At 63.3% G+C, this 12,841-nt stretch carries 15 protein-coding genes; 10 read left to right on the forward strand and 5 right to left on the reverse strand.

Going from position 1 to position 12,841, the window contains the following annotated elements; translation table 11 throughout:
* The first annotated feature begins 19 nt into the window (after positions 1-19).
* Genes tsaE through D9V28_RS00655 form a run of 7 tightly spaced genes read left to right on the forward strand, consistent with a single transcriptional unit; the run spans position 20 to position 4,858 of the window.
* Positions 20-514 carry a tRNA (adenosine(37)-N6)-threonylcarbamoyltransferase complex ATPase subunit type 1 TsaE gene (tsaE, locus tag D9V28_RS00625; protein ID WP_121658818.1) on the forward strand — a complete coding sequence of 165 codons (495 nt, stop codon included), beginning with the start codon at positions 20-22 and terminating at the stop codon, positions 512-514.
* Between the two features lie 9 nt (positions 515-523).
* Positions 524-1,144 carry a tRNA (adenosine(37)-N6)-threonylcarbamoyltransferase complex dimerization subunit type 1 TsaB gene (tsaB, locus tag D9V28_RS00630; protein ID WP_121657801.1) on the forward strand — a complete coding sequence of 207 codons (621 nt, stop codon included), beginning with the start codon at positions 524-526 and terminating at the stop codon, positions 1,142-1,144.
* Positions 1,141-1,635 carry a ribosomal protein S18-alanine N-acetyltransferase gene (gene rimI / locus D9V28_RS00635; RefSeq protein ID WP_121657802.1) on the forward strand — a complete coding sequence of 165 codons (495 nt, stop codon included), beginning with the start codon at positions 1,141-1,143 and terminating at the stop codon, positions 1,633-1,635. Before tsaB ends, rimI begins: the two co-directional genes overlap by 4 nt.
* On the forward strand, positions 1,632-2,705 hold the full coding sequence (gene tsaD / locus D9V28_RS00640) for a tRNA (adenosine(37)-N6)-threonylcarbamoyltransferase complex transferase subunit TsaD (RefSeq protein ID WP_121657803.1): 1,074 nt from the start codon (positions 1,632-1,634) through the stop codon (positions 2,703-2,705). The genes rimI and tsaD overlap by 4 nt, the downstream gene beginning before the upstream one ends.
* A gap of 23 nt (positions 2,706-2,728) precedes the next feature.
* On the forward strand, positions 2,729-3,694 hold the full coding sequence (locus D9V28_RS00645; protein ID WP_147440887.1) for a DUF4190 domain-containing protein: 966 nt from the start codon (positions 2,729-2,731) through the stop codon (positions 3,692-3,694).
* Positions 3,695-3,704: 10 nt separating this feature from the next.
* Positions 3,705-4,049 carry a hypothetical protein gene (locus tag D9V28_RS00650; protein WP_229727667.1) on the forward strand — a complete coding sequence of 115 codons (345 nt, stop codon included), beginning with the start codon at positions 3,705-3,707 and terminating at the stop codon, positions 4,047-4,049.
* 2 nt (positions 4,050-4,051) lie between these two features.
* The gene (locus D9V28_RS00655) at positions 4,052-4,858 is read left to right on the forward strand and encodes a nitroreductase family protein (RefSeq protein WP_121657805.1); all 807 of its coding nucleotides are present in this window, start codon (positions 4,052-4,054) and stop codon (positions 4,856-4,858) included.
* A 60-nt stretch (positions 4,859-4,918) separates the two neighbouring features.
* Here the strand turns inward: D9V28_RS00655 and D9V28_RS00660 are convergent, their stop codons facing one another.
* Positions 4,919-5,392, reverse strand: coding sequence for an SRPBCC family protein (locus tag D9V28_RS00660; protein WP_121657806.1), 474 nt, complete (start codon positions 5,390-5,392; stop codon positions 4,919-4,921).
* Between the two features lie 126 nt (positions 5,393-5,518).
* Positions 5,519-6,706 (reverse strand): class I SAM-dependent methyltransferase, encoded by a 1,188-nt coding sequence (locus D9V28_RS00665; protein WP_121657807.1) that lies wholly within the window; start codon positions 6,704-6,706, stop codon positions 5,519-5,521.
* A 144-nt stretch (positions 6,707-6,850) separates the two neighbouring features.
* On the opposite strand from D9V28_RS00665, the gene groES reads away from it, so the two are divergent.
* The 3 genes from groES to D9V28_RS00680 all read left to right on the forward strand — a co-directional run bounded on the left by groES (position 6,851) and on the right by D9V28_RS00680 (position 9,679).
* Entirely contained in the window at positions 6,851-7,147 is a 297-nt protein-coding gene (gene groES, locus D9V28_RS00670) for a co-chaperone GroES (protein WP_121657808.1), read from the forward strand.
* Positions 7,148-7,309: 162 nt separating this feature from the next.
* A complete protein-coding gene (gene rarD, locus D9V28_RS00675; RefSeq protein ID WP_121658820.1) occupies positions 7,310-8,248 on the forward strand; it encodes an EamA family transporter RarD in 939 nt (312 codons plus the stop codon).
* A 150-nt stretch (positions 8,249-8,398) separates the two neighbouring features.
* Entirely contained in the window at positions 8,399-9,679 is a 1,281-nt protein-coding gene (locus D9V28_RS00680) for an ABC transporter substrate-binding protein (RefSeq protein ID WP_121657809.1), read from the forward strand.
* Between the two features lie 448 nt (positions 9,680-10,127).
* On the opposite strand, the gene D9V28_RS00690 is transcribed toward D9V28_RS00680, so the two are convergent.
* Genes D9V28_RS00690 through D9V28_RS00700 form a run of 3 tightly spaced genes read right to left on the reverse strand, consistent with a single transcriptional unit; the run spans position 10,128 to position 12,836 of the window.
* A complete protein-coding gene (locus D9V28_RS00690; RefSeq protein WP_121657811.1) occupies positions 10,128-10,871 on the reverse strand; it encodes an ABC transporter ATP-binding protein in 744 nt (247 codons plus the stop codon).
* Complete coding sequence (locus tag D9V28_RS00695) at positions 10,868-11,866, reverse strand: ABC transporter ATP-binding protein (RefSeq protein WP_121657812.1); 999 nt, start codon at positions 11,864-11,866, stop codon at positions 10,868-10,870. Before D9V28_RS00695 ends, D9V28_RS00690 begins: the two co-directional genes overlap by 4 nt.
* Entirely contained in the window at positions 11,856-12,836 is a 981-nt protein-coding gene (locus D9V28_RS00700; RefSeq protein ID WP_121657813.1) for a branched-chain amino acid ABC transporter permease, read from the reverse strand. Before D9V28_RS00700 ends, D9V28_RS00695 begins: the two co-directional genes overlap by 11 nt.
* Positions 12,837-12,841: the final 5 nt, after the last annotated feature.

Below are 12,841 nucleotides of genomic sequence, written 5' to 3' on the forward strand. Positions count from 1 at the left end.
CGTCGACAGTCCAGAGGCCATGCACGACCTCGGCATCCGGCTGGGACGAGACCTCCGTGCTGGGGACCTGCTTGTGCTCACCGGGCCGCTCGGGGCCGGAAAGACCACGCTCACCCGAGGCATCGGCGAAGGCCTCGGTGTTCGCGGGCCCGTCACCAGCCCCACCTTCGTGCTCGCTCGCACCCACCCGAACCTGACCGGCGGCCCGCCGCTCGTGCACGTGGACGCCTACCGGCTCTCCAGTGCAGCCGAACTCGATGATCTCGATATCGACTTCGCGGGCAGTGTCGTCATTGTCGAGTGGGGACGGGGAATGCTCGACGGTATCGCGACGAGCTGGCTCGATGTCGAGATCGAGCGGCCGACGGGCGCGGGCGCCCTTCATGCTGCGAACGGAATATCAACGGATGCCGTGAGCACCGTTCTCGAGGACGGGAACAGCGAAAACGTGGAGGAGACCGACGAACCACGACGGGTGCGCATCTCGCGGCACGAGTCGGCACGAACCGCGTAGGCTTGAGCCGTGCTCCTCGCCATTGATTCATCCACGGGAACGAGCGTCGCTGTGGTCGATCGCGACGGCGGTATCCTGGCCGAACGTACGATCACCGACACCATGAGCCATGCCGAAGTCGTGGGGTCTTCGCTTCGTGAGGTGATGCAGGAGGCGGGAGTTGAAGCATCCGCTCTCTCGGGCGTCGCCTGCGGAATGGGGCCGGGGCCGTTCACCGGCCTGCGGATTGGAATCGCGGCCGCTCGCGTCTTCGCTCTCGCTACAGGAAAGCCGCTCGTGCCGCTTGTGAGTCACGATGCTGTTGCGTTTGATAAGTACCGCTCAGGGCATACAGGTGGGCTGCTCGTGGTCACCGATGCTCGGCGACGTGAACTGTACTGGTCCGCGTACTCGGGAGCCGACCAGAACGGCATTCCGGTTCGGGTCGAAGGGCCTGGGCTGAGCAAACCGAACGACCTGGGCCACGCCGACCTGGTTCGGGTTGACGCGACGACGGTGTCCGCAGGCGCGCTTGGCATGCTCGGTGAACTGCTCTACGCCACAGGCGGAGCGTTCGCTGCCGACGAGGCCCTCTACCTGCGGTCGCCAGACGCTGTGCCGTCGACCGGCGCAAAGCGGGTGACCGCGTGACCTGGCAGATTCGCCGAGCCACCGTTGCCGACCTCGCGCACATTCTGGCGATCGAGCAGACGACGTTCGGCACTGACGCCTGGTCCGAAGACCTGCTGCGCTCTGAACTCGCCAGCGAGAACACCTACTACATCGTCGCGACGCCCGCCGGTGCTCCCGAGATCGTGCAAGGGTATGCGGGCCTCATGGTGCCGCCGCGGGCCGAGGAAGCCGACATTCAAACCATCGCGGTCGCCGCTGAGGTTCGACGGATGGGGCTCGGCCGGGTTCTCGTGCGTGCCCTGCTCAGTGAGGCGCGAAAACGCGGAGCACGGCAGGTGTTCCTTGAGGTGCGGGCAGACAATCCCGGAGCGCAGGCGCTGTACCTTGAGCTCGGATTTGAAGAGATCGCCGTGCGACCGGGCTACTACCAGCCAGACGACGTCGACGCCGTCGTGATGAAGCTCGTTCTCGCGCCGCGTGTGCCTGGGCCGGCAGTAGGAGTGTCGTGAACGACGTTGTGACTAACCGCTCGAACCCGCTCGTGCTCGGGATCGAGACCTCCTGCGATGAAACCGGCATTGGTATCGTCCGCGGTTCGACGCTGCTCAGCAACACCATCGCCTCGTCGATGGACGAGCACGCCCGATACGGCGGCGTTGTGCCCGAGGTCGCTGCGCGCGCGCACCTCGAAGAAATGGTTCCGGCGCTCAACCAGGCGGTCGCCGAGGCGGGCATCAGCCTGAATGACATCGATGCTATCGCCGTGACCACGGGGCCCGGCCTCTCCGGGGCGCTCATGGTCGGGGTCGGGGCGGCCAAGGCGCTCGCCGTTGCGCTCGATAAGCCGATCTACGCCGTCAACCACCTCGTTGGGCACGTCGGTGCCGACATCCTCGACCCGTCAGGGACGCCGTTCGAGTACCCGACGATCGCTCTGCTGGTCTCCGGGGGACACACCTCACTGCTTCTCGTTCGCGACCTGGTGAGCGACGTCGAGCTGCTCGGCGAGACCATCGACGACGCCGCGGGCGAGGCGTTCGACAAGGTCGCCCGCATCCTCGGCCTCCCGTACCCCGGCGGGCCGCAGATCGATCGTGTGGCTGCGGCCGGTGATCCGAATGCCATCCGGTTCCCGCGCGGGCTCAGCCGCCCGAAAGACATGGAGAAGCATCGGTACGACTTTTCCTTCTCGGGGCTTAAAACAGCCGTCGCACGCTGGGTCGAGCAGAAACAGGACGCCGGCCTCGACGTGCCGGTAGCGGATGTCGCGGCTGGCTTCCGAGAAGCCGTTGCGGATGTGCTCATCACCAAGGCCCTGGCCGCGTGCGCGGATCATGGAGTTCCGCGACTCCTGCTTGGCGGGGGAGTGGTGGCGAACGCGCGCGTGCGCGAACTCGCCGCGGAGCGGGCGGAAAAGGCAGGCGTCGCTCTTCGCATTCCGCCCCTCTCGCTCTGCACCGATAACGGTGCCATGATTGCGGAACTCGGCGCGCAACTCATCATGGCCGGGCACGCACCATCCACTCTCGACTTTTCGGCCGATTCGACACTTCCAGTGACGGACATCCAGGTGCGCTAGCACCGCGACCACAGGAGACGCTTATGTCTGATCCTTCCCGCCCCGACGGAACTCCTCCGGTGCCGTCGCTGCCGCCGACTACGCCGGGCGAGCCGACAGAGCCCGCTGGACCGACGCCGCCGTCGGAACCGGCGGTACCGTCCCCGGCTGAACCTTCGGTGCCGCAACCCGTCGAACCGACCATCCCCTCCCCGTCAGAACCGCCCGCGAACCCGTACGGGTTTCAGGGCGCGCCTCCCGCAAACCCGTTCGGACAACCTGCAGCCCCGGCCCCGGCACCACAGCCAACGGCGTACCAGACCCAGGGTTACCATGCACCGCAGCAGCCAGCACCGAACCCGCCTCAGGGCGTTCCTCCGACGGGATATCCGCAGCAGCAACAGAACTGGCCAGCCCCGTCTGCCCCCACACCGAGCCACCCGCACGCCCCACCCGCTCAGCCCGCGTTCGCCCCCGCGGGGTATGCGGCTCCAACGTACTCGCAGCCTGCGGCGCCCGCACAGGGTGCGGAATACGTCGCTACGACGACGCTGCACCCCGGCCAGCCCGGCTATCCGGCCTCACCCGATTATTCAGCGCAGCCCGCATACCAGGGACAACCCACCTACCAGGGACAACCCACCTACCAAGGACAATCGACGTACCCAGGACAGCCGGCCTACCCCGGGCAGCAGGGATACCCGGACCCGACGCAGGTATACCCCGCATACCCGGGTAGTGCACCGTCGCCGAAGGCGCCGCCGAAGCCTAAGAAGGGTCTGATCGGCCTGATCCTCGGGATCATCGGAGTCATCGGTGGTGTGATCTTTGGCTGGACTTTACCTCTGTCGATCGCGGCCGTGATCCTCGGGTTCGTTGCTCGCAAGAAGGAAGTCGACACGCCGGGGCGCTCGCTCGCCGCAATCGTGACCGGATTGGTCGGTGTGCTCCTGTCGCTCGGCTGGCTTGCGTACAGCGTCATCACGATCGCTGCTCGTGCTGCTGGCTAACGCAACTCCCGTGCGCACATCGAGGAGCGAACGCCTGCCACGGCTGCTGTTCGCCACTGCGGCTGCGAGTTACACGGCCAACTGCGCGCTCGGCGGAGGAGTTGCGACCGGCGTCGTGCACACCGGCAAGTTCCGGTGGATCCACCACGCGCTTTACATCACAACGGTGAGCACGAGCCTCGTCGCAGCAAGTTCGCTTCTCTGGAGTCGTAACCGGGCAGGGCTGTTTCTCCTGCCGGCCGCCGTCCCGCTCGCAATCATTCCGCGTGCGAGCGCGCGGTCGAACAAGCACGTACGAATCGCGCTCTCGGCCGCACCGTTTTTTGTTCTCAGTGTGATCAAGGCCTGGAGGTAGGCGTGGAGTTTCTCGATGTGGTTCGCCGACGGAAGACAACAAATGGTCCGTTCCTGCCAGACAAGGTCAGCGAGGAACACCAGCGTCTCCTGATGGAAGTAGCCGGTCGCGCTCCCTCGCAGCTGAACAGCCAGCCCTGGCGGTTCGTGGTCATCGATGACCCGGCAACCATTGACACGATCGCGACCATCAGCGGCGACAGCATGACCGAAGCGATGTCGAACGGCACGTTCTTCGAGCGATACAAACCGTACTTCCGGTTCAGCGCGAGCGAGATGGCCGAGAGACGGGACGGGATGCTGTTCGACAAGCTTCCCGCAGCGCTGCGACCGTTCACGACCCAGGTCTTCACCAAACGCGGTCAGAAGCTGATGAACGCGATGCGGGTGCCACAGAAGCTCGGCGAGGAGAACCGAAAGCTCGTAGCAGGTTCACCGCTTCTCATCGGAGTCATGCTTGACCGCTCGGAGTACCGCCCAGGCGAGCTCAGCTCGTTCTACTCGGTCTTCAGCATGGGGGCTGCCATGGAGAACGTGTGGCTGACCACCGTTGAGCTCGGCATGGGTATTCAGTTCGTGTCGTTTCCCATGGAGGTCCCTGGGATGTGGGCCAAGATCGAGAACCTGCTCGAGGTGCCCGATTCGCTCGAGCTGATGGCTGTGTACCGTCTCGGCTATGTGCCGACCGAACAGCGCCGGCCAGCAATCGACTGGACGAGCCACGAGCGCAAGTTGCCGTCGCAGTACGTCTTCCGCGGCACATGCAAAACGCCGCAGACCGGCTGGGACACTCCCGCTTCCGCGGGATAACCCGAACCGCCCTGCGGCGTCCGTTCCTCAGCGGTCAGCCGAGGGTGCACAGTCTGGGAGTCAGCGACCAGTTGCGTCAGGCGCACGGTCGACGGAACCGCGCCAGGCACCGGTTTCGAAGCCGTTGGACTCGATGAGTTCCTTGAACTTCTTGAGGTCGTGGCCGATCTGGATGTCGTCGACCTGAAGCAGGGCGCCCGCCTTCTCGATGACGCCCTGCGGGGTCCAGTCGAGTCGCAGGGAGATGCGTGTCTCGTTCTCGCTCAGGCGGTGGAACGACACGACTCCGGCGTGATCTTCGCCCCCGGTGCTCGTCCAGGCGATGCGGGTGTCAGGAATCTGCTCGCTGATCTCTGCATCAAATTCGCGCTTGATCCCGGCGATCGACACCTTCCAGTGCGTGTGGGTGTCGCTCGTCTGCGTCACCTCGTCTACTCCGCTGAGGAACTGGGGGAAAGATTCGAACTGAGTCCACTGGTTGTACGCAGTGGAGACCGGGACGGTTACGTCGATGTCTGAATTGACTGTGGCCATGAGTGTTCCTTCTTTCTAGAGGTTTCTTCAATGGGATAACCTCAGGCAAACACATCGACCTTGGGTGAGGCAGGGGGTTGCGCCCGCCGGCCTCAACTGCCTAACCTCTCGCGTGGTTGCGCTTCATCACACCCGCTCGCACAGCAACGCGGCGTGTTTGTTGTCGACACGCGTCAGGAACAGCGTTGCGCTCTGCGAGCCGCGCAGCGCCATCTTCTTGCGGAACACCGCCGGGTCGATGTCAGCGCCGCGTTTCTTCACTTCAAGTGTTCCGATTTCGCGCTGGGCAAGCTCGCGCTTCAGCGTTCGTTCATCGAGCGGGAACCGCTCGAGCACTCTGAACGCTGACGCAAACGGCGTGTGCACGTGCTCATTTCCGGTGAGGTACGCGATCCCCGGGCTGAGCATGCCCGCGTTCAACGAGCGCGCGACATCGCCGATCAAACGGGCCCGGATGACGGCACCGTCCGGCTCGTAGAGGTACTCGCCAAGAGGCTGTACATCAACGTCGTCGCTGTCTTGAGCCGCCGCGAGTTCGTGGGTGCCGTCAACGTCAATAACGAGCGCGGAACGTCGAACGCCCGGCCGGGCAAGGGCACCGAACCAGAGGCCGAGTTCGACGACCTGTCCGTCGACACTGACCCACTGGGCTTCGCAGTCAGCGGGGATCAGCGACCGATCGAAGCCGGGCCCGAGTTTCACGCCGACCGGCATCGTTTCGGCGCGATGGAACACCACGTCGAGTGAAGGACTGTAGTCCTCCGGCCTCGTCAGTCGTGTTGTGTTTGTGTGCCCGGATGTGCGCCGAGCCGGGTCGAAGTACAGCCCGTCAAACGCGCTGGTGTCCACATCTTCAGCGCGAGCGTGCCTGACCTCAGCGGTCGGGAACGGAGCCAGGTTGTAGCTGGCGACCGTCGCGGTCACCTCGTCGGCGTCGACCGCGGTCACGTCGAGGTCCATGGCAGCCATGGCCATCGCGTCCCCGCCGATTCCGCAACCGAGGTCCGCCACCCGGGAAAGGCCAGCGGCCCCGAAGCGCCCAGCGTGAAGCGCCGCGACGCGCAACCGGGTGGCTTGCTCGAGACCCGCCTCGGTGAAGAGCATTCGCGAGGCGAATTCGCCGAACTTCGGCACTGCCTTGCGCCGGAGCCTGGCCTGCGTGAGCACGCCAGCGACCAGCGAAGGAGAGTGCCCGTCTGCGCGCAGTCGCGAGACGACTCCGACAACGTTTGCCGTGGCATCCGTCTCACTCACAGAGTCAATGAGGGTGAGCCCTTCGGGAGTCAACAGTTCGACAAGTTCGGCTCTTTCCATTCCGTAAATCTATCGGACCGGATGCCGGCGGCCGGGGCACCGTTGGCACTCACGTTGCGAGAGTGCCAACGGATCCCTACACTGGCATTAGCACTCTCGATGTGAGGGTGCTAACTCAAGTCTTAGTTCAGAAAGAGGTCAACCGTGTCGGTCAGCATCAAGCCGCTCGAGGATCGCATCGTCATCAAGCAGGTCGAGGCAGAGCAGACTACTGCTTCAGGTCTCGTCATTCCTGACACTGCCAAGGAAAAGCCCCAGGAGGGCGTTGTCGAAGCAGTCGGCCCCGGCCGCATCGACGACAACGGCAACCGCGTTCCGCTCGACGTCGCCGTCGGCGACAAGGTGATCTACTCCAAGTACGGCGGAACCGAGGTCAAGTACGACGGCCAGGACTACCTGGTTCTCTCGGCTCGCGACGTGCTCGCAGTTGTGGTTCGCTAACTTCAACGAACATCGAGAAACCCGGATGGTGATATCACCACCCGGGTTTCTCTGTTTAACGGCCGGCGTTTCCCGGAATCGGGTCTGAGCGCAACGCCGGAGTAGCATTCTCTGGTGCACACCCCTCCTCACCAGCCAGACGTCGATGCGGATTCGACAGGCCTGGCGGTCGTGCCGCCGGGCCAACTGAGCCGACCGGGGCTGGCATACGCCGTCACCGCGTACACCCTGTGGGGCGTCCTCCCGCTGTATTTTCTTCTCCTGGTTCCCACCGGACCGTTCGAGCTCGTGGCGGCGAGGGTATTGTTCTCTCTCGTCTTCTGCGCGCTGCTGCTCACCGTCATGCGCGGGTGGAAGCCGTTCCTGGCGCTGGTTCGAAACCGCCGGGTGTCGCTCACCATGGCGCTCGCCGGGCTGCTGATCTTCGTCAACTGGCAGACCTATGTCTATGGCGTTCTCAGCGGGCAGGTCATCGAATCGGCGCTCGGCTACTTCATCAATCCGATCGTCACAGTGTTCCTCGGCGTCTTCTTCCTTCGCGAGCGGCTGCGGGTCGTGCAGTGGATATCGGTCGGACTCAGCATCGTCGCGGTCTTCGTCCTCGCTATCGGCGCACACGGTGTGCCGTGGATTGCTTTGATTCTGGCGTTCTCGTTCGGGCTTTACGGATTCATCAAGAAGCGGGTCGGGCCCACCGTTGACGCGGTTTCGGGGCTGACCCTCGAAACTGCGTGGCTCGCGCCTGTGGCGGTCGTTCAGCTCGTCGTTGTGGGGGCGACAACTGGCCTGACAATCGGGCAGGTAAGTCCGCTCCACACGGCGCTCCTGGTCGGAACCGGTGTGATCACCGCTGTTCCTCTGCTGTTCTTCGCGTCGGCGTCTCGTCGACTGCCGCTGATCTACATGGGTTTCATCCAGTTCTTCGCGCCGGTGATCCAGTTCCTGGTCGGTGTGCTTGTGCTGCACGAAGCGATGCCCCTCGAGCGCTGGATCGGGTTCATCCTCGTCTGGATTGCGCTCGTCGTGCTGACCGCGGACACGGTCATCGCCGCGCGGCGTTCGACCGTTCGACGCAACAAAACTGCATCGCAGCCCGTTTGAGCGCGAAATCGGCTCAGGAACTGTAACGATTGCGTCGCCGTTACACGGATGTAACCCTGATGTATTGTTCGGTGACGAATGCTCGAATATGTTGGCACCACGACAGTATCTAGCGCTGTCTTTGGATACACGACACAGCATAGGAGCAACATGGGCGTCTTCACCCGGGCTACGGCCTCCCGCTCACGCACCCGCACGATCACTCTGAGTGGCCTTGCAATCCTCGGAGCCAGTGCACTGGTTCTCACCGGTTGCAGCAGTTCAGGTGGCGGCGAAGGTGAAACCACCAGCAAGCCAGCAGGCGACCTTACCCTCAAGATCGGAACCCAGCTGCCTCAGACGGGAAACCTCGCATTCCTCGGCCCGCCCGAAGAAGCGGGCGTCGGTCTGGCGGTCAAGGAGGTCAACGACGCTGCCCTTGGCATGGAAATCGAAATCGAGTACGGCGACTCTGGCGACACCGATAACAAGGCATACGCCACTGAGGTACCGCGACTTCTCCAGGAAGGTGTCTCCGCCATCATCGGCGCTGCATCCAGCGGCGTGTCCCGGCTCTTCATCGACGAGGTAACCGGCGCTGGCGTAGTCCAGCTTTCACCGGCGAACACGGCAGCGGACTTCACCACGTGGGATGACAACGGACTGTACTGGCGTACGGCTCCGAGCGACACTCTCCAGGGCGAAGTTCTCGGCAACCTCATTGCAGAGGACGGCAACGAAACGCTCGGCATCCTGTACCTGAACGACTCGTACGGAACCGGCCTCGCCGAGTTCACCACAGAGGCGTTCGAGGCGGCAGGCGGCGAGGTCGTCGAACAGCAGTCATACAACACAGGTGACACGTCGTTCGACGCTCAGGTCAGCGCACTCAAGGCGGCTAACCCTGACGCGATCGCCCTGATTGCTTTCGAAGAGACCAAGACCATCGTTCCGGCGATGGCTGGGTTCCCGTCCGACAAGATGTACCTCGTCGACGGAAACCTGTCCGACTACTCGGCTTCGCTCCCGGCTGGGGCTCTCAACGGCGCCAAGGGCACCGCGCCTGGGCCCAACACCGCTGAGGCCGGCGACTTCGTCGAGCGCCTCCAGGCATTCTGGCAGGGCGAAGGCAACGCCGAACTGAAGGACTTCACCTACTCGGCTGAGTCCTACGACGCAGTGGTTCTCCTTGCGCTGGCCTCCATGGCAGCGGGCTCAACTGAGGGTGCCGACATCGCCGAGAAGCTCCAGGAAGTCTCTGGAGGTTCAGGTGACGGCGAAAAGTGCACCTCGTTCAAGGAGTGTGCTGAACTGATCAACGACGGCAAGACCGTCAACTACGACGGAACCTCCGGACCGATCACGTTCGACGAGAACGGCGACCCCACCGAGGCAACCATCGGTATCTTCCAGTACAAGGAAGACAACACCTACGAGCGCATCGCTAACTAGTTCGTACTGAAATAAAGCTGCAGGGCCACGGGCAACCGTGGCCCTGCAGCCGTTTATCTGGCAGTCAGGGTTCCGCGGATCGAGGATCGCAAGCGACAGGTAGTGACGCAGGCACTCAGAAGCGGGCCGACATCGTGCCGACCGCTAGATGGAATGCTGTCTGGCCGCGTCGGCCTCCCCGCGAGAGTGGACGAGGCCAGCCTCGTCGGCCGTTATGAGGCCACACTGGATGCCGTACGACCAAACGGTCGCCGTAGTGGCTTGCGTTCGCTGAGGCTGGCGCACAGCGGTGCGGACTGGCTCGCCTTGGCGGTCGGCGCCGCCACCCGGAGCCGCAGGCTCGGATTCGCCGTCGCTGCTTACCCCTCCCAGCCCCTGTTTCGTAGCGCTCAGCAAGAAACGCCCCACCGAAAAGGTAGGGCGTTTCCTGGTAAAAGGGAGCGGTGGTTCAGTCGTCCTGGCCGAGCGTGCCCAGGTACAGCCCGATCACCTTGTCATCGTTCAGCAGTTCACGACCGGTTCCGGTGTACGCGTCGGTTCCCTGATCGAGCACGTAACCGCGGTCGCAAATTTGCAGGCACCGACGGGCGTTCTGCTCAACCATGATTGTGGTCACACCCGCCTTGTTGATGTCGGAGACGCGAATGAACGCGTCATCCTGGCGGACGGGGGAGAGGCCAGCGCTCGGCTCGTCGAGGAGCAGGACGGCCGGGTCCATCATGAGAGCGCGAGACATCGCCACCATCTGGCGTTCACCGCCGGACAACGAGCCAGCGCGCTGCTTGAGGCGCTTGCCAAGTTCGGCGAAGATTCCGGTGACGAACTCCAGCCGCTCTGCGTAAGCCTTCGGCTTCTGGAACAGCCCCATCTGCAGATTCTCTTCGATGGTGAGGCTCTGGAAGACGTTGTTCGTCTGCGGTACGAATCCAACGCCGCGCGCGACAAGCTTGTCAGCCTTGAGACCCGTGATGTCGTCACCGTTGAGGCGGATCGAGCCCTCGCGAACCTTCACCTGGCCGAAGATGGCCTTGAGCAGCGTCGACTTTCCGGCGCCGTTCGGCCCGATGATTCCGATGAGTTCACCCTTGGCGGCCGTGAGATTGGCGCTGTTGAGGATGTTAACGCCCGGCAGGTAGCCGGCCGTTACGTTCTCCACCTGGACGACGACCTCTGGAGCGATTGTTGCGGTCATTTGATGTCCTCGTCCTTCTCCGGGGCCGCTGCCGTCGGCTGGTCAATAGCGTGATCGACACCGGTCTCGGCGTCGATCTCCTCGAGGAGCTCCTCAACCTCGGGGGTGATCTCGCCGGCCACTCGTCCGGTGACAACGCCGAGGTCGACATCCTGGTGCGATCCGAGGTAAGCGTCAATAACGGCCGGGTTCTGCATCACGTCCTCGGGCGGGCCCTCGGCAACGACGCGACCCTCAGCCATAACCACCACCCAGTCGGCGATATGGCGGACCATCTGCATGTCGTGCTCAACGAACAACACACTCATGCCCTGCGTTTTCAGGTCGAGGATGTGCTCGAGCAGCGACTGCGTCAGTGCAGGGTTGACGCCTGCCATCGGCTCGTCGAGCATGACCAGTTTCGGCTGGCTCATGAGGGCGCGAGCCATCTCGAGGAGCTTCCGCTGGCCGCCGGAGAGGCTTGCCGCGAAGTCGTCCTTTTTGGTGTCGAGCTTGAACCTCGCGAGGATATCGAGCGCCCGCTCCTCAATCTCCTCTTCCTGCTTGTTCCACAGCGGCTTGATCAGGCTCGCAAAGATGCCCTCACCTTTTTGCTTCTGTGACCCGAGCTTCATGTTCTCGAGCACGGTGAGCAGACCGAGCGCCTTCGTTAGCTGGAAGGTGCGAACCTGACCCATCCGAGCCACCTTGAACGCGGGCACCCCGTTGAGCTGGGCACCGTCAAACACCCAGGTTCCGGTGTCCGGCTTGTCAAAGCCGGTGAGCAGGTTGAACAGAGTGGTCTTGCCAGCTCCGTTCGGACCGATGAGCGCCGTGATGGCGTTCCGCGGAATTTCGAGGTGCTCGACGTCGACAGCCTTGAGTCCACCGAACTGACGAGTGACGTTGTCGGCAATGATGATCGGGTCGACCTTCGCGACGCCTGGAGCGGCGTCTCCAATGTGCAGTCCCGTGGATTTGACCGGCCTGAGCGGTGCAGCGTTGCTACTTGACAAAGGTCAGCTCCTTCTTGTTTCCGAGGATGCCCTGCGGTCTGAAGATCACAATCAGCATCAAAGCCAGTCCAACCAGGATGTAGCGGAGCGTCGCAGCCTGCGTTGTCGACATGAACGGCAGAACACCGCTCGATGCGAGCTCGGGGAGCACGTTCGACAGGAAGCCCATGATCACCCAGAAGATCACAGCACCGAGCAGCGGTCCGAAGACCGTCGCGGCGCCTCCGAGGAGAAGTATCGTCCAGATGAAGAAGGTCAGGCTCGTGACGTACACACTCGGCACCACAGCAGACGGTAGTGCGAACACCACACCACCGAGGGCGCCGAACACACCGCCGACCATAAGCGCCTGCATCTTGTAGGCGAACACGTTCTTGCCGAGCGCGCGCACGGCATCCTCGTCTTCACGGATGCCCTTGAGCACGCGGCCCCACGGGCTGCGCATGAGCAGCCACACGAGGAGGACGGCGACGGCCAGCAGACAGATACCGAAGACGCGAACCCACCAGCCGTTCTCGTTGTATGTCCACGGGCCAAACCCGTATGTTCCCTCAGGGAACGGGTTGGCCGCACGGAATCCGGCGTGGTAGTTGCCGAGTCCGTCTGCTGAGTTGGTGACCTTGTCGAACACCTGCGTTGTGAACAGCAGTCGAACGATCTCGGCCGCCGCGATGGTCGTGATAGCGAGGTAGTCCGCGCGAAGTCGGAGCGTCGGAATACCCAGAATCAAAGCGAAGACGACGGATGCCAGGCAGCCGACGATAATTCCGGCCCACCACGGCAGACCAAACGTCAGAATCGAAATTGCGTACCCGTATGCGCCAAGCGCCATGAAGGCGGCCATACCGAAGTTCAGCAGTCCGCCGTATCCAAAGTGGACGGCGAGGCCGAGGGCGGCCAATGCGTAGGCGATCGTCTCAGGGCTAATCAGCCAGGAGGCGGTGTTTGAAAGAATTGATCCCCAGTCCATGGCGT

This window comes from Mycetocola zhadangensis (assembly GCF_003668565.1).
In the GTDB taxonomy this organism is placed as follows: domain Bacteria; phylum Actinomycetota; class Actinomycetes; order Actinomycetales; family Microbacteriaceae; genus Mycetocola_A; species Mycetocola_A zhadangensis.

Bases quoted from the DNA above. Each gene is read 5' to 3' on its own strand.
- tsaE (WP_121658818.1), top strand. From the start codon at position 20: ATGCACGACCTCGGCATCCGGCTGGGACGAGACCTCCGTGCTGGGGAC.
- D9V28_RS00645 (WP_147440887.1), top strand. From the start codon at position 2,729: ATGTCTGATCCTTCCCGCCCCGACGGAACTCCTCCGGTGCCGTCGCTG.
- D9V28_RS00660 (WP_121657806.1), bottom strand. From the start codon at position 5,392: ATGGCCACAGTCAATTCAGACATCGACGTAACCGTCCCGGTCTCCACT.
- D9V28_RS00665 (WP_121657807.1), bottom strand. From the start codon at position 6,706: ATGGAAAGAGCCGAACTTGTCGAACTGTTGACTCCCGAAGGGCTCACC.
- D9V28_RS00680 (WP_121657809.1), top strand. From the start codon at position 8,399: ATGGGCGTCTTCACCCGGGCTACGGCCTCCCGCTCACGCACCCGCACG.
- D9V28_RS00690 (WP_121657811.1), bottom strand. From the start codon at position 10,871: ATGACCGCAACAATCGCTCCAGAGGTCGTCGTCCAGGTGGAGAACGTA.
- D9V28_RS00700 (WP_121657813.1), bottom strand. From the start codon at position 12,836: ATGGACTGGGGATCAATTCTTTCAAACACCGCCTCCTGGCTGATTAGC.